The sequence below is a fragment of the Ferrimonas marina genome (assembly GCF_900129905.1).
Classification (GTDB): domain Bacteria; phylum Pseudomonadota; class Gammaproteobacteria; order Enterobacterales; family Shewanellaceae; genus Ferrimonas; species Ferrimonas marina.
In genome coordinates this window covers 74,161-90,241 of the sequence record NZ_FQXG01000001.1, presented here as the reverse complement: position 1 = coordinate 90,241, position 16,081 = coordinate 74,161, and the positions used below count along the sequence as shown (strand labels likewise).

Annotated in this window: 18 protein-coding genes and 1 riboswitch; of the genes, 8 read left to right on the top strand and 10 right to left on the bottom strand. The window is 58.5% G+C overall.

The features are described 5' to 3' along the window. The first annotated feature begins 78 nt into the window (after nt 1-78). Together BUC04_RS00395 and BUC04_RS00390 are read left to right on the top strand one after the other, a co-directional pair. Nucleotides 79-1,398, top strand: a complete 1,320-nt coding sequence (locus BUC04_RS00395; protein WP_067664518.1) for an AAA-like domain-containing protein — start codon at nt 79-81, stop codon at nt 1,396-1,398. Between the two features lie 7 nt (nt 1,399-1,405). Further along, nucleotides 1,406-5,056, top strand: coding sequence for a response regulator (locus BUC04_RS00390; protein ID WP_067664520.1), 3,651 nt, complete (start codon nt 1,406-1,408; stop codon nt 5,054-5,056). 152 nt (nt 5,057-5,208) lie between these two features. On the opposite strand, the gene BUC04_RS00385 is transcribed toward BUC04_RS00390, so the two are convergent. Both BUC04_RS00385 and BUC04_RS00380 read right to left on the bottom strand, forming a co-directional pair. Continuing rightward, a complete protein-coding gene (locus BUC04_RS00385; RefSeq protein ID WP_073325479.1) occupies nt 5,209-5,694 on the bottom strand; it encodes a DUF6789 family protein in 486 nt (161 codons plus the stop codon). Nucleotides 5,695-5,959: 265 nt separating this feature from the next. Next, nucleotides 5,960-6,250 (bottom strand): putative quinol monooxygenase, encoded by a 291-nt coding sequence (locus BUC04_RS00380; protein ID WP_067664522.1) that lies wholly within the window; start codon nt 6,248-6,250, stop codon nt 5,960-5,962. 141 nt (nt 6,251-6,391) lie between these two features. On the opposite strand from BUC04_RS00380, the gene BUC04_RS00375 reads away from it, so the two are divergent. After that, a complete protein-coding gene (locus BUC04_RS00375) occupies nt 6,392-7,330 on the top strand; it encodes a LysR family transcriptional regulator (protein WP_067664524.1) in 939 nt (312 codons plus the stop codon). On the opposite strand, the gene BUC04_RS00370 is transcribed toward BUC04_RS00375, so the two are convergent. Both BUC04_RS00370 and BUC04_RS00365 read right to left on the bottom strand, forming a co-directional pair. Beyond that, nucleotides 7,327-7,632, bottom strand: a complete 306-nt coding sequence (locus tag BUC04_RS00370) for a hypothetical protein (RefSeq protein ID WP_067664526.1) — start codon at nt 7,630-7,632, stop codon at nt 7,327-7,329. The two genes, BUC04_RS00375 and BUC04_RS00370, sit on opposite strands and share 4 nt — an antisense overlap. Nucleotides 7,633-7,791: 159 nt before the next feature. After that, nucleotides 7,792-8,109: a hypothetical protein gene (locus tag BUC04_RS00365; RefSeq protein WP_067664528.1), complete on the bottom strand. Its 318-nt coding sequence runs from the start codon at nt 8,107-8,109 to the stop codon at nt 7,792-7,794. A gap of 265 nt (nt 8,110-8,374) precedes the next feature. Here BUC04_RS00365 and BUC04_RS00360 point away from each other — a divergent pair, with 265 nt between their 5' ends. The 3 genes from BUC04_RS00360 (at nt 8,375) to BUC04_RS00350 (ending at nt 10,417) form a co-directional block, all read left to right on the top strand. After that, the gene (locus BUC04_RS00360) at nt 8,375-9,238 is read left to right on the top strand and encodes an alpha/beta hydrolase (protein ID WP_067664530.1); all 864 of its coding nucleotides are present in this window, start codon (nt 8,375-8,377) and stop codon (nt 9,236-9,238) included. Further along, the gene (locus BUC04_RS00355) at nt 9,235-9,831 is read left to right on the top strand and encodes a TetR/AcrR family transcriptional regulator (RefSeq protein ID WP_067664532.1); all 597 of its coding nucleotides are present in this window, start codon (nt 9,235-9,237) and stop codon (nt 9,829-9,831) included. The genes BUC04_RS00360 and BUC04_RS00355 overlap by 4 nt, the downstream gene beginning before the upstream one ends. A 109-nt stretch (nt 9,832-9,940) precedes the next feature. Continuing rightward, complete coding sequence (locus tag BUC04_RS00350) at nt 9,941-10,417, top strand: CHRD domain-containing protein (RefSeq protein ID WP_067664535.1); 477 nt, start codon at nt 9,941-9,943, stop codon at nt 10,415-10,417. Between the two features lie 24 nt (nt 10,418-10,441). Here the strand turns inward: BUC04_RS00350 and BUC04_RS00345 are convergent, their stop codons facing one another. Continuing rightward, nucleotides 10,442-10,810, bottom strand: a complete 369-nt coding sequence (locus BUC04_RS00345; RefSeq protein ID WP_067664537.1) for a hypothetical protein — start codon at nt 10,808-10,810, stop codon at nt 10,442-10,444. A gap of 104 nt (nt 10,811-10,914) precedes the next feature. Between BUC04_RS00345 and BUC04_RS00340 the strand changes: the two genes are divergently transcribed. Then, on the top strand, nt 10,915-11,592 hold the full coding sequence (locus tag BUC04_RS00340; protein ID WP_067664539.1) for an endonuclease III domain-containing protein: 678 nt from the start codon (nt 10,915-10,917) through the stop codon (nt 11,590-11,592). A gap of 156 nt (nt 11,593-11,748) precedes the next feature. Here the strand turns inward: BUC04_RS00340 and BUC04_RS00335 are convergent, their stop codons facing one another. The 3 genes from BUC04_RS00335 to BUC04_RS23815 all read right to left on the bottom strand — a co-directional run bounded on the left by BUC04_RS00335 (nt 11,749) and on the right by BUC04_RS23815 (nt 13,595). Next, nucleotides 11,749-12,912, bottom strand: a complete 1,164-nt coding sequence (locus BUC04_RS00335) for an acetyltransferase domain-containing protein (RefSeq protein ID WP_067664639.1) — start codon at nt 12,910-12,912, stop codon at nt 11,749-11,751. A gap of 123 nt (nt 12,913-13,035) precedes the next feature. Continuing rightward, the gene (locus BUC04_RS23495) at nt 13,036-13,386 is read right to left on the bottom strand and encodes a hypothetical protein (RefSeq protein ID WP_143165480.1); all 351 of its coding nucleotides are present in this window, start codon (nt 13,384-13,386) and stop codon (nt 13,036-13,038) included. Between the two features lie 38 nt (nt 13,387-13,424). After that, the gene (locus tag BUC04_RS23815) at nt 13,425-13,595 is read right to left on the bottom strand and encodes a hypothetical protein (protein WP_156480045.1); all 171 of its coding nucleotides are present in this window, start codon (nt 13,593-13,595) and stop codon (nt 13,425-13,427) included. Between the two features lie 221 nt (nt 13,596-13,816). Continuing rightward, nucleotides 13,817-13,892, top strand: a riboswitch (cyclic di-GMP riboswitch). A gap of 18 nt (nt 13,893-13,910) precedes the next feature. On the opposite strand from BUC04_RS23815, the gene BUC04_RS00325 reads away from it, so the two are divergent. After that, on the top strand, nt 13,911-14,312 hold the full coding sequence (locus tag BUC04_RS00325) for a hypothetical protein (RefSeq protein ID WP_143165479.1): 402 nt from the start codon (nt 13,911-13,913) through the stop codon (nt 14,310-14,312). A gap of 73 nt (nt 14,313-14,385) precedes the next feature. Here the strand turns inward: BUC04_RS00325 and BUC04_RS00320 are convergent, their stop codons facing one another. Then, entirely contained in the window at nt 14,386-15,024 is a 639-nt protein-coding gene (locus BUC04_RS00320) for a DsbA family oxidoreductase (protein WP_067664545.1), read from the bottom strand. Further along, nucleotides 15,017-15,745 carry a glutathione S-transferase family protein gene (locus tag BUC04_RS00315; protein WP_067664547.1) on the bottom strand — a complete coding sequence of 243 codons (729 nt, stop codon included), beginning with the start codon at nt 15,743-15,745 and terminating at the stop codon, nt 15,017-15,019. Before BUC04_RS00315 ends, BUC04_RS00320 begins: the two co-directional genes overlap by 8 nt. Nucleotides 15,746-16,081 lie beyond the last annotated feature (336 nt).

The following is a 16,081-nucleotide window of genomic DNA, read 5'->3' as shown; positions in this document are numbered from 1 at the left end:
GAAGGAACCGCTCAGTCGTATAACGGCAGGCCAGGAAACCATTTTGATAGACACAAAAGCGAACGAGAAAGGGCAACAATGAACCACCAGGAAGCCAAAGATCTGCTGATTACTCTGCTGCCAGAAGAGAGCTTAAGCCTCATCAAAGTAGAGGTTTTCCGGCTCTCATGGGAAGGCAAGGGCTACAACGTGGTGGCCGAAGAGAGTGGCTACGACCACGACTACGTGCGCAAAGCGGGCTCTCAATTATGGAAAGAGCTGACCCAGGCATTGGGCCAGAGCATTACCAAGCGCAATTTTCGCCCGCTGCTGGAAGCCACCTGGGCGGCGGACAGTGCCAAGCGGAGTCAACGCCTGGAGTACCCCGGCGGCGCGATGCAGTTCAGTTCCCCCTTTTACATAGAGCGCAGCGAAGAGGAAGCGCGAGCCTACCAGGAGATACAGCGCCCCGGCTCGATCCTGCGGATCAAGGGTCCGAGAAAGATGGGCAAACGCTCACTGATGCTTCGAGTCATCGATCAGGCAGAGAGTGAGGGCTTTCATCTGGTCAAGATCGACTTTCTGCAAGCAGACAGAGCGATCCTGACCGATCTGGACCGGCTACTGCGCTGGGTCTGCCTGCAGGCCGCCAGCCAATTGGGCCTGGACGTTAAGCTGGAAGACCACTGGAACGAGCTGATCGGCAGCAAACTCAGCGCCAGCAACTTCCTGCAACAGGCCGTGCTGGCAAAGTTGGACCAGCCGATGTTACTGGTGATCAATGAGCTCAACCTGGTATTTGACGACGACAACGTCAGCCGGGATTTCTTGCCGCTGCTGCGTTCCTGGCACGAAGAGTCCAAGCACAACACAAACATGCAAAAGCTCCGTCAGATGTTGGTCTACTCCACTGAGGTGTACGTCCAGTTAGACATGAACCTGTCTCCCTTTAACGTGGGCCTTCCCATTGAGCTGAAGCCCTTTGACGGCGACCAAATCGCGGCACTGGCCTCGGTCTACGGATTTAACTGGCGTAACGACGGTAATGCCAGCAGCCCCATTCAACTGCTGCTGACGTCGCTGGGGGGCCACCCTTATCTGTGCCAGCTGACCCTGTATGAACTGGCTAACCAGGCTGATTTTATGGAAAGCCCCTCCCAGGGGTTAAAACAACTGCTGGCTGGGGCCTCGGCCCCCGGCGGACTGTTCAGCGAGTTCTTGCAGCAGCTACTGCAGGATTACAGCGCCAACGCTGACGCAGTGAGCGGATTCAAAAAGTTACGCAGTGACCAGGAAGACCCTTTGAGTCGCATTGAGATGTACCAGCTGGAACGACTTGGCCTGGTGAGCATCCAAAACGGCCAGCCCATCGCAGGGCGCCACCTGCTGACCGACTACCTGGCGAGCCATGACGCCTAGGACAACGATGAGCCAATCCTTTCAAGTCGGCGGCAGCATCTCCGGCCAAACCTCCATCTATATTCCCCGCCGTGCGGATCAGGAGCTGTTTGACGCCCTGGTCCAGGGCGAGCTGTGCTACGTGTTCAATTCCCGCCAAATGGGCAAGTCCTCGCTCTTGCTCGAGGTCAAAACCCGCTTACAGCAACAGGGAGTAAAGTGCTGCTTTCTTGATCTCAGTCGCGTGGGCAGCGTCAACATTACCGAGCAGCAGTGGTTTGCCGGCATCATCTCGGAGCTGTGGCGGGGCTTTGAACTGCCGCCAGGGCAAGCGATGCTGTCCTGGTGGCACTCGTTAGGTGACATTCCTCCCGCACTAAAACTGGCCTCCTTCTTCCAGGGGAAGCTGCTCAGTGCCTACCCTGATCAGGAGATGGTGGTGTTTTTCGATGAGATTGACGCCGTCCTGAGCCTGCCGTTTCCTGCCGACGACTTTTTCTCTGTGCTTCGTGCCTGCTACAACCTACGGGCAGATGACGCACGCATGAGCCAAATCCGCTTTGCCTTCTTTGGCGTAGCCCTGCCCTCCGATCTTATCGAGGATGAGCGCCGCTCCCCCTTTAATATTGGCCGTGCTATCGCCATGGAGGGGTTCTCTGAGCAGGAAGCCCAACCTTTGAGCCAGGGGCTGATCTGCCCTGGGCGCAATCCGAGCCAGGTCCTCTCCGCCATACTGCAGTGCAGTGGCGGACAGCCCTTTTTGACCCAGAAGCTGTGCCAGATGATCAATGACGCATCGGCTGATGGGGACGACGACGCCAACCCAGATACACAAGCCTGGGTCGACGGCCTGGTCAATCGCAGGCTGATCAACGACTGGGAGAGCCACGATAACCCGGAACACCTGCGTACCATTCGTGACCGCATGCTGCTTGATGAGAAATACAGCACGGTGAACCTCGCCGGCTACGCCCAGCTGCTGTCCTCCCCCGACGAGACGCTGCCGGTCGAATCCGCCGGCGACTACCATCGACTCTACCTTACCGGCCTCATCGCCGTGCAACAGGGGACAATACGCCCACGTACCCAAGTCTACCGCCGGGTGTTTGATGAACACTGGCTCCAGGCCCAGCTGGACCAGCGACGGCCCTACGCCAAGGCGCTGCACGCCTGGCAACAGGGCAACACCGAGAGTCTGCTGCAGGGCAGCGAACTCCAGGCGGCCATCGAATGGGCCGAAGGTAAACACCTGCCCGAGATCGATCACCGCTTTCTTGGCGCCAGCCGAGAACAGGTCCAGCAACAGGTCCAGCAATGGAATCAGCGCCTTCAAGCGGAGGTAGAGCAACGGCAGCAAGCACAGTTGAAGCTGCAGGAGGCACTGGATCAACTCGAACACGCCAAGCGGGATGCCGAGCAAGCCAACCAAGCCAAAACCGACTTTCTGACCCGGGTCAGCCGCGAGGTGCGCACGCCAATCAACTCGGTGTTGGGCCTAAGCCACCTGGCTCTGAGGCACGTCGTCCATCCGAGAAACCGGGACTACCTCCAGAAGATCAACCGTGCCACCCGCCATATGCTGGCCGTGGTCGATGACATGGTGGACATCAACAAGCTGGAACGCGGCGAGCTGGCCCTGAAGCGCGAACCCTTCCTGCTGGATACCGTGCTGGATAACCTGCTGGACATGATTGCCCCCAGCCTCAATAGCAAAGGGCTTAGTTTCGCTTTGCATCAACCACAGCAGCTGCTGCCACCGCTCATGGGCGACGCTGAGCGGCTGCAGCAGTTGTTGCTCAACCTGGCTAACAATGCGGTGCTTTATACCGAGTCCGGCGGCATTGAACTGCAGGTGGCCCAGCTATCAAGCAGCGAACGTCGGCTGTCATTGCGCTTCAGCCTGATCGACACAGGCTGCGGTGTCGCTGACCGCCCCACCCAAGGGCGGGTTAATCGCACCGGCGCCTCAGTCATGAAGCCGGGACTGGGCTTGAGCTTTTGTTGCGAACTGCTGTCACTGCTGGGCAGCGCATTGGAGGTGGAAAGTGACCCCGCCCATGGCAGCCACTTCTTTTTTGACCTCAGCTTCGAAGCCGATGACCAAGCCACCTCACCGCCCGACAGTGGTTGGCAAGTGGTGCTTGCCCAATCCGCCAGCCGCTCCGGCAGTACGATCAGCGAGCAACTACTGGCATTGGGTCATCAAACCCAAGAGGTTTCCCTTTCCGACTTGAACCAGGTCGAATGGGACCGGTACGACCGACTCATTGTCGACATCGCCTCACTGACTGACCCCACGGTGTTATTGCCCATTCTGGACCGTTACCCGACCTTGTCCGTGCACCCGCTATTGGCCCTGGGTGAACAACTGCCCGAAGGTCTGGAGTTACTGGCACTGAAACCCGCTCTGAGCTCCCCTTGCAGCTTGCGTCGACTTGCCCAGGATCTTGCCGCCACTCGAGCGGTCGCTCGCCCCGTTGCCAACGCACAGCCGCAGCAGCAATACCGCGTGCTGGTGGCTGAAGACGATGAATTCAACCAGCAGGTCGTAATAGAGATGCTCGGTCAGCTCGGGCTGTCGGTGGTCCTGGTTGGGGATGGTCGGGCAGCTCTGGACGCTCTATCAGAGCAAGCCTTTGACCTCATTCTGATGGACATAGAGATGCCCGTGATGGATGGGCTCGAAGCGGTCGCTCGCCTTCGAAAGCGGCCTCAGTTCAGTCTGGAGCAACTGCCAGTGATCGCCATGACAGCGCACGCGATGGTCGGCGATCGAAAGCGATTCCTGGCGGCCGGAATGAATGACCACCTGACAAAGCCGTTAGATCCGGCTCGACTGAATCAGGTATTGAACCGCTGGCTGCCGATGGGAACGCCAGCCATCCCATTAAGTCCGGAGTTGGCCAGACTTGAGCTGGCCGACCTGTATGACATTGACACGGCAACCGGTCTGAGCCGATGTGATGGCCAGTGGGATAGGTATCTCTCATTGCTCAAACAGTTTGCCACTGACTATCGCGATGGGCTGGCGTTTTCCGATTTGCCTCTTGATGAGCTCTCTCGGCGATGTCATGAGCTGATAAACCAAGCCAGCCGTCTCGGGCTTGATGTGATTGCAGACAGCGCCGGTGAACTGGAGCAGCTCTGTCGCCTTGGTCAGTCCCCTAACCCCAACCAGCTGCATGCTTTGTCACTCCTGCTGAAGAAACGGTGCAGGCAGATCCTGTCACGTTCCGAACACGCCCTGAAGTCCAGGCATCATACAGCGTCAAACAGCGCCCACACCGCAAGCGGCGTGCAAAAGCCGGTGCTGATCCTGGTCGACCAAACGCCAGCCAGATATCAAACCCAGATCACCGAGTTGAAGTCCGATTACAAGGTCATGATCGCCAACCATGCGGACAAAGCGCTGGCACTGCTAAAGCAAGTCGAAGGGACAAGCCAAAGTCTGAAAGCGATGGTCGTGGCAGACATTGGTGACGATGAAGCGGCATTGTCGCTGTGCGTCAGTGCCTGTGCCCAACTCCAGCCCGCCCCATTGTTGCTGGCAACCGCTTCAACAGATCCGGATTTCGTTTCCCAGGCCCTGGCAAAGGGGGTAAGTGACGTCTTGCCACTTCCCTTGAACCTCACCCTACTGAAACGTCGGCTCAGCCATTTACCAGCGAAGAACCGCTGATCGCGTCTGCAACGATGACGGGCGAGACAATAGATTGGGCCGGTCAGGGCGTTCTCCGGTGAAACCCAGGGCGCCGCCCCCTGTTAACTTATGCAGTGACAGATCCAAAAAGGAGGCCACGGTTGTGGCCTCCTTTTGCGTTGGGGTTGGGCTTAGCCCTCTGCTTGCTTGAAGCTAAACAGGGTGTGCTCATCATTCAGCAGACGATAGGTCGCCCCGAGCACGGCACCAAAGATGGCATGGAAGATGAAAGTCATCACCGGAGCTTGAGGCCCGATAGCCAGGCCGAACAAACCTTCACCGGCCATCGGCATCAACACGACCATCATCAGCAACCAGGCACCGACTGCCAACACCACCCCTTTGAGAGTTTGGCTTTGACTCGGCAGAAACGAGCTGAAAATGGCCATCGCCCCGCCCCAGGTCACCGAGCCGATGACAAAGTGCATAAACCAACCGATGCCAGGACCCAGAGCAACCCCAAGCCGGTCGCTGGCCATCTCTGTAAGCATCTCTATCGGGTCGAGTGCCGGGGCAATGCCAACCAACTTCTTCATGATCATGATCAGGGTTAAAACAACGGTGGCGGTCAGGCCTGCGATAAAACCATTCAGTAATTCTTTGCGTGAAATCTTCATGGGACACTCCTGGTTGTCGGCATTGTCAGTCGTTACAGCAAACTTTGATTTCCGGCGAAGCTGAGCACTCAGCTCCGTCTTCGATGGCTTTCATATTGCCCGGCTGACCGACATCAATATGTGTCTTCATGAGGTGACAATGTGTGTTTTGTTACCAGGAGCGTGACTCCCAAGGACACCAAGCGCAGTAAGGCGCAAACATCAGTGAGACAACAACGAAAAAGCCCGCCAAGGTAACTGGGCGGGCTTCAAGGCAGGTTTGAGATTAAGCGATCTGGCTCATCTCGTTGAGGGTAAAGGTCTCAACGGCGCCTTCGGTGGCGGCCATGTAGTCCTTGAGGTGCTGGTTGTTCATATGAACCTGCCACAGCTCGCGGCTGGTCCAATTCTCGTAGAACATAAAGTGGGCTGGATTGTCGTTGTCCTGGTGCAGGTCATAGTTGATGCAGCCCTCTTCGGCGCGGGTAACGTCGATGAGCTTAAGCAGCTCCGCTTTAACCAGGTCAATCTTGTCGGCGTGGGCGATGATGTTGGCAACGATGGTGAGCTTGGCCATAACGGGTCCTCGTATCCTCTGTGAGTTGGGGGCTGCTTTACCTCGGTGGTACCAAGCAGCGAACGAGATACAGCTTAGTGCCCTATTACCATGCAATAAACACTACAATGACAGAATCATTCTCAAACAAGATTTGAAAATATGCAGCTGTCTGATCTTCACGTGGTGCTCAAAGTCGCGGAGTTTCGCAGCATCACCGCCGCCGCCAACAGCCTGGATATGCGGACTGCCACCGCCAGCGCGGCACTGAAGCGGGTAGAGCAAGCCCTGGGCTCAGAGCTGTTTGTCCGCACCACCCGGCAACTGCGCCTCTCCAGTGCCGGTGAGCGCTTCCTGCCCCAGTGCGAGCAGGCCCTGACCTTACTGGCCCAGGCCCAACAGAACCTGCAACAGGACGCTGAACGCATCGAGGGCGAACTGCGTATTGCCGCCGCCTCCGATCTGGGCCGCAATGTGATCGCGCCCTGGTTGGATGAGGTGATGGCTGAGCACACGGGACTGAGCCTGAAGCTGCACCTCAGTGACAGCAAGGCGGATTTCTACCGCGACCCCATCAACCTGGCCTTGCGCTATGGCTCCCCCACCGATGCCAGCCTCTACGGCTTTAAGATCTGCAGCGTGCCCAGACTGCTGGTGGCCTCACCCGAGTACCTGGCCCGTGCCAGCACGCCGCAGTCTCTGGAGGACCTGCCCCACCACAACGGCCTGCTCTACCAGCTGTACGACATCACCTACGATACCTGGACCTTCCAGCGCGACGGCCAGGACATTAAGGTCAAGATGCCCAGTGACCGTGCCGCCAATGACGGCGATCTGGTGCGGCGCTGGTGCGTGGCAGGCAAAGGGCTGGCAGTAAAGTCCTGCCTGGATCTGGCCGACGATCTGCTAGCCGGGCGCTTGCAGCCGCTGCTGACCAACTCCCAGCCCAAAGGCACCGAGCTGTGGCTGATCTGCCCCAGCCGGCCCTCCATCACCCCCGCCGTGCGGCTTCTGCGGGAAAGCCTGACCGGGCACTGCAAAGCCCGGCTGGATTCACTGGTGAAGGCCGGCCTACTTGATGCTGACCGGCTGGGGGATTAACCGCCCTCGGCCTCTGCCTGCTTGCGCCGCTGTATCGCTGCAACGCGATAGACCACCAAGGCGGACTCGGCATTGCCGTCGATCGCCTGCTGCTTGAGGGTGACAAAGATCTTAGCCAGCTCTTCGTCGGTGACGCTCTCGGTGCCATCGTGGCGGGCAACCGCCCGGGCCAGCAGCTCCAGATCGCTCTCATCGCCAAATCGGTTACCGGAGTTGCCAATACCGCTGATCACTGTCTCACCACCACCGGTACACGCCGCTAATCCCGCGACAATCAGGCCGATACTCAATGCTCGTTTCATCTCTCGCTCCTTGTTGAGTGCGTACTTCGCCACCACAGGCTAGTGCAGCAGCTTATCCAAAAACAAGGAAAGTGATGAAAAATCAAGATCATGGTTCCATTAAGGCAACAGATAAGAGAGGAGAGGAACGAGCGGAATGTCAGTTGAAGAGCACGGCCATTAGTTAGTCAGATCGTATTGCTCCTCCATCTGCTCCAGGCACAACTCGAAGTAGCGCTGGCGGAAGGATTCAATCACCCGGATCACCACCTGGGGATTGGCGTAGATGTTGTGGCCAAAGGCCTCCGTCAGCATCTGTTGCTCCAACGGCGCCTCGCCAACCAGCTTGCTTGCCTCTGGCAGTTTCACCGCCTGTTGACGGGCCTGCATCACCGAGGCCGCCAGCTGACGCAGCTCGACACAGCGCGCTTCCGCCTCCTGTTCTGTCAGAATAGGCTTAGCCGGGCCACAACCGGCCTGCAGCATCAACAGGGCCAAAACGCCCGCATACCGGGCCCCTCGCAACACCGTCATCTCTTCTATCAACCTCGCCTTTGTTCCAACCTGCCGGTGGGGTTGGGTTTAGCCAAGCATAGACGTAACGCGTTCTTGCATGACCTAAGAACAAATCACTCTGACGGAAAAGGTTTAATAGAAGCAGCAGCTTAAATCAGAACCCCCGTATTGAACGAGGATCGACCTTGCATTAAAGTACAGTCGCACTATTTTAAAAGTGCAGTTGTACTTTTTTAGAGGCATCGTCATGCGCTTTAACTACTTTCACCAAAACCAGGCCGCCGCACTGTTTACCGGCATGGGTCGATTTGTCACCGGCCAGCTCAGCCGCTGGCTGCCACAACTGACCGGCCGCCTGGGCCAACAGTTCCTGATCCAGCCCAATGGCAAACGCCAATACGATTTCGGCTCTCACCAGCCCACCCAGCAATGGGATCTGACTACCCGCCTGGGCAACGCCCGTGCCCACCTGTTTGGTAACGGAGAGCGTACCGTGGTACTCAGCCATGGCTGGGCCGACAACAGCACCTGCTTCCACGCGCTGATCAACCAGCTGATCGAACAGGGCTACCGGGTCGCTGCACTGGATCACGTCGGTCATGGCAAATCGGAAGGCAAGCGTGCCCATCTGCTGGCCTTTATTGAGGCGATGACCGCCCTGATGAATCAGCTGGAAGCGGACGGCCAACAGGTTGAAGCGATCATCGGCCACTCTATGGGCGCCTTCGCCACCCTCAACCTGCCGGAGGCACTGCTGCGCCAGCGCAAGGTGGTGCTGATCTCCGCCCCCATCAATTTCTTCGACCAGATGTTCCATACCCTGGAGCGGGTGGGGATCTCCCGCCGGGTCATGGTTCGGGTGCTGGAGAGCATCGCCTCACAATACCAGGTGGACTGGCAGTCGCTGCTGGGTGAGCGCCAGATCCCCAAACTCCACGGTCAGGTACACCTGATCCACGATCGCAGCGACCGCTTCGCCCCGTTTGCCGATATCCAGGCCTTTGCCGAGAAAGCCGGCTTGGCCCTCACCGCCACCGAAGGGCTTGGCCATCGCCGCATTCTGAGCGACACTGAGGTCATCGCGAAGATCAACCGGATAGTGGCCGCATGAGCAAAGGCGAACGCACCCGTCAGCAGATCCTCCACCAGGGCCTGGTGTTCAGCAGCCAGTTTGGCCTGGCGGATGTCACCATCGGCAACCTGTCCAGCCTGTGCGACCTGTCTCGCACAGGCGTGATCTCGCATTTCAAGAACAAGGAAGATATGCAGATCGCCATCCTGGAATACAGCGAGCTGCGCTTTACTGAATGGGTGCTCAAGCCTGCCCGAGACCCTGATCCGCTCACCCACCTGCACCAACTCTTTACCCTCTGGCAGGGCTGGACCGTACGGATGCTGGAGCAGGAGCAGACCAGCTGCCCGCTGATCAAGGCGCTGGTAGAGTTCCAACACCGGCCGGATTCGGCGGTCAAACGCTTTGCCCTGGACCAGCAAGCCCGCTTGCTCAGCTACCTGGGTAAGCTGGTGCAGCGGGCGGTCGACTCCCACCAGCTGGCACCGGGCACCCACGCCGATGCCCTCGCCTACCAGCTGTTTGCACTCAACCTGGGCCACACCATTGCCCAGTCTGCCAACCCAGACCCCAACAGCCCGCAATGGTTTGAACAGCGGGTTCGGGCCTGGCTGAGCCCCTATCAGCACTGATTCACCACTTTTCTGACTCCCTACACTGGCCACGGCGCCAGCTTTGACTATCCTCCGCTGCGGTGTTTTGCACCCCACATACGACTTCGATGGTTAAAGAGGTAGTCCTATGAAACCCCTGCTTCCCCTACTGCTTCCCCTGCTTTTCGCCCCTGCCCTGGCAGACAACCACGACAGCTTCCGCGCCAAGCTCAGTGGTTTATCCGAGGTACCCGAACCGGTCGCCACCGCCACCCGTGGCCTGGCCCAGGTCGACGTGATTGAAGAGGCCGGCGAGATCGACTTCACCATGGCGATCACCCGCGCCACCGGGATCTTCGCCGGGCCTGGCGCACACATCCACTGCGGCACCGCGGAAGAGAACGGCCCGGTGGTGGCCTTTCTGGCCGGCGGCATGGAGGCGGGATTAAATGGACGCGTGGTGGTCAGCGGTACTCTGACCGAGGCCAACATCGTTGCCACCGATTGCGGTGCGACCCTGGCGGAGCTGCTGGTGGCGATGGGTGAGGGACGGACCTACATCAACGTACACAGCCTGGCCAATCCCAGTGGCGAGATCCGCGGCCAGTTGGAGATGGCAGACTGAGGCTGGTGTAAAACGATTGGGGCCCTAGGGACAGGGGCCCCGCTTGATGTTCATATCCGCGCTCCAGTGAAAGACAAAGCGGGATTCTGACTCCACGGTAACCCGCTGGAAGCCGCCCAGGTAGACCGGCTTGATCTGCAGCCTGCCCTCTTCAATCAGCCATTGACCGCCATGGCTCATCTCCGAAGACATCACCGAGTTTTGATGGAAGAAGTGGCCATCCGGTTCGAACTGCCAGTTACGGTTCTCCGGCTCCGGTGCGCCACCAAAGTCCATCGACTCCAGGCACCAACGTCCCTCAAGGTATTCGGCGGTCAACTCGGGTGCCGCCAGAGCACTCAGGGGCAGCTGTAGGGAAAACAACAGTAGGGAAAGCTGCAGTGACAGTCGCATCTTGGTCTCCCGGTGGATTTGGCCACAGCACAGCTTAGCACTGCACTCCCATCCGCTCGGTTCACCCTCTATACTGGCCCCTCGCCCTGTATATCTGATCTGCCATGCCCTACCCCAGCGATGACCCCACGCTAATCCAAAGCGTATTTTCCGACCTGAGCGACCACTTTGGCCCCTTCGTCTGGTGGCTTGACCAACCGCCGCTGTCGATTTTGCTCGGTGCGGTGCTGGTACAGAACACCAACTGGCGCAACGCCGATAAGGCGATGGCCAACCTTGGAGAGCACTTTAGTGCTGAGGGCGTAGCCCGGTTGCCGATAGAGGAGCTGGCACAGCGGATCCGGCCCAGCGGCTACTACAACCAGAAAGCCGCCAAGCTAAAGGCACTGATGAGCTGGTACCAGAGTTACGACTACGACATCGAGCTGGCTCGACAGCAGCCCAAAGCACAACTGCGACAGGAGCTGTTGGCAATCAAGGGGGTGGGGCAAGAGACCGCCGACGCCATCCTGGTGTATGCCCTGCACAAGCCGTCGTTCGTTATCGATGCCTATGCCCGGCGCCTGTTCAGCCGCAACGGCCTGGCGGTGCCCAAACGCTACGGCGCGTTTCAGCAATTGATCGAGCAGGCCGTCCCCAACGACTACCAGACCCACGCCTACTTCCACGGCCTGATTGTCGAGCATGGCCAGGCGTTCTGTCGGCCCAGGCCACAGTGCCAACAATGCCCGCTACGCGCCAATTGCCCCGACGCACAACTCGCGACTTCCCCGGCGCAATAGCAGCGCACTAGCAGCGCACTAGTGTTGCGATAGTACGGCACTAGCACCTCACTATCGCGGCAATAGCATCCTTGGCCGTTCAGCGGCGCGTACCCCAACCCTGAGAGCACAAAAAAGCCACGACCAGGGTCGTGGCTTTTGGGTTGCCGACTGACTTTAGAAGTACTTCACCCAGCCCCAGGAGGTGCGCCGCTTAAAGCGGGCAAAGGCCACGGTGGGGAAGTAGAGCACCACCGCCAGGATGACCGTCACCAACCAGATCTGGCTGAGGTTATCGAAGGCGTAGAGCTCACCGTAGTTGGGGCCAATGAACGCCATCGCCAACTGGTAGCCCAGCAGCAGCACGTACAGGTGCAGCAAGTAGAAGAACATCGGCGCCGAGCCGAAGGTCGAGACCGCCAGGGCCAGCGACCCCCGGGCCCGCTCAAACAGGGCCAGCAGCAAAAAGCCAATGCCGAGGGTCAGCAATAGGTAATCCAGTGAGGGCGGGTACTTGGTGTAGTTGAAGAAGTCCATCACCGTCTCAATCACACTGGCCTGGGATTGCCATGGCACCGTCTCGCCGTAAAGGTTAAGGCCACGCAGCACCAGCAGCATCGCCAAGGCCGCCAGGCCCAGTTGCACCAACAGCCGGATGCGGGTATCTGAATCAACTTTTGCTGAGAACAGCGGGCCAGCGGAAAAGCCCAGCAGGATCACGCCGATCCAGGGCAATACCGGGTAGGACGCGCGGATGGTGAGGGCTTCGCTGGTAAAGATGGTGCCGCGGTCGTGCAGGATACTCCAGGCGGTGTAGCCCCATTGGCCCGGCTCGAAGCTGATGGGGGTCAACAGGTTGTGGCCAAAGACGATAAGCAGGCCCAAGCCAAACACAGCGGGCCGGGGCAGACGGCATAGCGCCGCCAGCGCCAGCATGCTGACACCGATGGCCCAGATCACCTGCAGATACAGGGTCTCGTAGCGACCAAACCAGGACAGGTTTACCAAGGTGGCTTCCAGCAGGATAAGAAACAGGCCCCGCTTGAACAGGAAGGCGCTGGCATCACGTGCCTGACCCTTCACCGGGTTGGCGTAGAGCCAGGCGGACAGACCGGTCAAGAAGACAAACACCGGCGCACAAAGGTGGGCCAGCATGCGGGTAAAGAACAGGCCGGGATCGGTGACATCCAGATCCATGGGATCCGCCACCTGGCGGTGATAGAGAAAGCGCTCGCGCACGTGGTCGAGCAGCATCAACAGCATCACGGTGCCGCGTAGCAGGTCGATGGAGGCCAGGCGGGTGCTGACCGGCGCCCCGGTTGGTAAGGTTTGAGTCGTCAAAATCTGGGTTTCCCGCTCCAGCATATAGGGCCAGAGACTAGCAAAGGGCTCCCTCTAAGCGGCAACGCCTAAAGGGGATTGGTCGACAACTATCCGGGATAAAAAGAGGACGCTGTCGACGAACTAACCAAGCTGCAGCAGAGCGGGTGGGCCACGGATTGTCCCGGTGAGGCGTAGGCCAAGGAGTAGTTGATGGTGATAGCTCAGCAACGGCAGGCTTGGCACTGGTACCGCCGCCATCGCACTGACCCAGTTCGTCAGGCTGGCGACGCAATGCTCCAGCAGAACATCGGCCAGACAATCCCCTTGCTGATGTTGCTCATAGGCGGCGCTGAACTCGGCAAGCTCCGTTGTGAGCAGCGCAAACTGGTGCTCGCCCTCGTGCATCGCAGACAGCACCAGGCCTTGGCCAAGCAGGCCAATCCAAAGTGCAAAGCAAGCCGCCAGGTAGCGGGGTGAACGAGCGCGATACAAGAGCAAAAATCGCCCGTGAAACCAAAGGGGTCGCGACCTTACCACGCAGCCCCACCCTGCTCAATGGCAAAACACGTCAGCACAGCAGTCCAAGCCGGGTCTGTCAGACGGCCCATCGTGCTGCGCTGGCAGACCCAGGCTAAACGCTCAATCCCGACCATGGTGTCGAGATTGCCTCCCAGCTCACCGAGGTCGATGATGCCTGCCATTTTGTCCACCGCTTTGGCGACGCTTCACAAGACGGAATCAAGGGTTCCTACAGCCGAGAGAAACAACGCATTTGCTATAGCGCAATGCGCGATTCGCATTGGAAGACACATGCCGACATTCCTAGCTAAGAGCATTGAATTGTAACGGTAATATCTCATACAAAATTTGATTCATTTGATTGGCGTGACGACCATTCAGCGACTAGCTTTTCATTGCACAAAACACCAATCGCCAAACCCATTGTGAGGTGGGGACGGAAAGCCACGGGTCTTGTCAAAGACAGCCGGGCTGCATCAGCGAATGGAGACGCAACAATGAAGAAAGTTCTGGGCGTATTTGGATTGAGCTTACTGGCAGCACCGGCTTTGGCTTGGAATACAGAAACGGTCGACCGGGTCTTTAAAGGCTGTGGCATGAACAGCTACGGGGAGGACATCTGCATAGAGGTGCCAGTGAAACAGGTAGGTACCGGTAACGGCAGCTCCCACAAGGCCTGGATTGTGGGCCAAAATACCGGGGGTTTCTACACCATTGACGGCGTGCCCCAAACCAGTGGCAAGCTTACCTGCCACGCCACAGGCGGTGGCGCCAACGGTACCCTGCTGGTCAAAGCCACTACAGCCCACAAAGCTGGCGGCGGCACCTGGGGCATCGTCGGCAAAAAAGCGGAGCTTAACTGCATCGGCAAAGGCGCAGACTTCATCGCCAAGCCGTAAAGGGAATTGCACCAGCTAAAGCAAAAGGCCACCCTTAGGTGGCCTTTCTCGTGTCCTCCGGCGGATGCCTTTCTCAAAGGCTTCGAATCAGCTCCACCAGGGCCTCGCTGTCGTAGGCACCGGAGACACCCTGCTCGCCATTAAAGACAAAGGTCGGCACGGCGCGCACGCCCGCTTGAATCCAGCGGTCTTGCTCCTCTCGAACGGCGTCCGCATAGCGTCCACTGGTGAGAACCTCACGGCACTGGGCTTCATCCAGGCCCACGCTGACCCCTTCCGCCACCAGCACCTCAGTCTCATCCACCGCCTTGCGTTCGCCAAAGAAGGCGGAGAACAACCGCAGTTTCAGCTCGCTCTCCTTACCCTGCAAGCGGGCAAAATGCAGCAGTTGATGGGCCTTGAAGGTGTTGTACATCCGCATCTCGTCGAAGTAGTCGAAGCGAAAGCCCAGCTCGGCCCCCATCTGGGTCAGGTTGGCTCGGGCCTTGATGCTGCCCTCCAGCGTGGTGCCATATTTCTCCGCCAGGTGCGTGCGCAGGTTCTCACCGCCTTCCGGCATCTGTCGGTTGAGCTCAAACGGGTGCCAATGGATCTCGGCCTCCACTTCCTCACCCAAGGACGCCAACGCTTGCTCCAGTCGTTTGTAGCCGATGATGCACCAGGGACACACCACATCAGAGACGATATCGATCCGCAACGGTTGCTTACTCATTGTCCTTCCTTACGTCGGTCTTAAACCGGTCGGCATTCTCTCGCTCCTGAGCGGCCACATCGCCTCTGCCAAAGAAGGCCCAGAAGGGTTTGGGGATGGTCAGGGCCCGCTGGGTCGCCTCCCGCCCATCGATGCGATCGAACCAAGCCTGCAGATGCGGCAGCCCCTCTACCGACACATTGGCCCAGTAGAATGCCCGGGCCCAGGGGTAGGTGGCGATATCGGCGATGGTAAACTCTTCGTTTACCAGGTACTGGCGCCCCTCCAACCGGGTGTTGAGCACCTCCAGCAGGCGGCGGCTCTCATCCACATAGCGTTTAATAGCAAAGGGGTGCTCCTCGCCCTGTTTGGCGGCGATGCGCTGGAAGTACATCGCCTGGCCCATCATCGGACCGATGCCCCCCATCTGGAACATCAGCCACTGCAAGGTCTCGGATTGGGCCTTGGGATCGGAGGGCAGGAACTTGCCGTACTTCTGTGCCAAGTACCAGAGGATGGCACCGGATTCGAATACCACGAAGTCGTCGTTGCTGCGATCCACGATGGTGGGAATGCGGCCGTTAGGGTTGAGCTTAAGGTACTCCGGCGCCTTCTGTTCTCGCTTGGAAAAGTCGATGGGCACCAGGTCGTAGTCCACCCCGGCCTCTTCAAGAAAGATCACCGGCTTCCATCCGTTCATGGTGGAGGCAGTGTACAGGACGATGTCGTTGTTGCTGCTCATAACGCGTACCCCTTTTGCGCTGTTTGCGCCTCCAGATTCTGACAGAGGCGCTTGTGTTGGGGCCCATTATGAAACACAGATAACTAGCGTCAACCAGTATACTTTTTGTAACCACTCAAGGAATGTTGGCTATAAACATTTGACATCGCTGATAAATATGGAGGCTGACAAAGAGTGCGCGACAAACTCCTCTGCAGGAGCAAGGCAACGGCTCCAATTGCGCCTGTTGCACTTTCAAAACAAGCGGTAAATAGCTCAGAGCAGGATCAGACCGCCCAAACCACTCAAGTTCACTGTCTCGTCGATCTGAGCTCAGGCCCCGGTCGTAAACTGAAG

Excerpts from the sequence above, each read along its gene's own strand:
- BUC04_RS00320 (WP_067664545.1), bottom strand. The coding sequence starts at position 15,024 with ATGAGTAAGCAACCGTTGCGGATCGATATCGTCTCTGATGTGGTGTGT.
- BUC04_RS00340 (WP_067664539.1), top strand. The coding sequence starts at position 10,915 with ATGCCCTACCCCAGCGATGACCCCACGCTAATCCAAAGCGTATTTTCC.
- BUC04_RS00395 (WP_067664518.1), top strand. The coding sequence starts at position 79 with ATGAACCACCAGGAAGCCAAAGATCTGCTGATTACTCTGCTGCCAGAA.
- BUC04_RS23815 (WP_156480045.1), bottom strand. The coding sequence starts at position 13,595 with ATGGCAGGCATCATCGACCTCGGTGAGCTGGGAGGCAATCTCGACACC.
- BUC04_RS00375 (WP_067664524.1), top strand. The coding sequence starts at position 6,392 with ATGCAGCTGTCTGATCTTCACGTGGTGCTCAAAGTCGCGGAGTTTCGC.
- BUC04_RS00390 (WP_067664520.1), top strand. The coding sequence starts at position 1,406 with ATGAGCCAATCCTTTCAAGTCGGCGGCAGCATCTCCGGCCAAACCTCC.
- BUC04_RS00315 (WP_067664547.1), bottom strand. The coding sequence starts at position 15,745 with ATGAGCAGCAACAACGACATCGTCCTGTACACTGCCTCCACCATGAAC.
- BUC04_RS00360 (WP_067664530.1), top strand. The coding sequence starts at position 8,375 with ATGCGCTTTAACTACTTTCACCAAAACCAGGCCGCCGCACTGTTTACC.
- BUC04_RS00370 (WP_067664526.1), bottom strand. The coding sequence starts at position 7,632 with ATGAAACGAGCATTGAGTATCGGCCTGATTGTCGCGGGATTAGCGGCG.
- BUC04_RS00350 (WP_067664535.1), top strand. The coding sequence starts at position 9,941 with ATGAAACCCCTGCTTCCCCTACTGCTTCCCCTGCTTTTCGCCCCTGCC.
- BUC04_RS00355 (WP_067664532.1), top strand. The coding sequence starts at position 9,235 with ATGAGCAAAGGCGAACGCACCCGTCAGCAGATCCTCCACCAGGGCCTG.
- BUC04_RS00385 (WP_073325479.1), bottom strand. The coding sequence starts at position 5,694 with ATGAAGATTTCACGCAAAGAATTACTGAATGGTTTTATCGCAGGCCTG.
- BUC04_RS00325 (WP_143165479.1), top strand. The coding sequence starts at position 13,911 with ATGAAGAAAGTTCTGGGCGTATTTGGATTGAGCTTACTGGCAGCACCG.
- BUC04_RS00380 (WP_067664522.1), bottom strand. The coding sequence starts at position 6,250 with ATGGCCAAGCTCACCATCGTTGCCAACATCATCGCCCACGCCGACAAG.
- BUC04_RS00345 (WP_067664537.1), bottom strand. The coding sequence starts at position 10,810 with ATGCGACTGTCACTGCAGCTTTCCCTACTGTTGTTTTCCCTACAGCTG.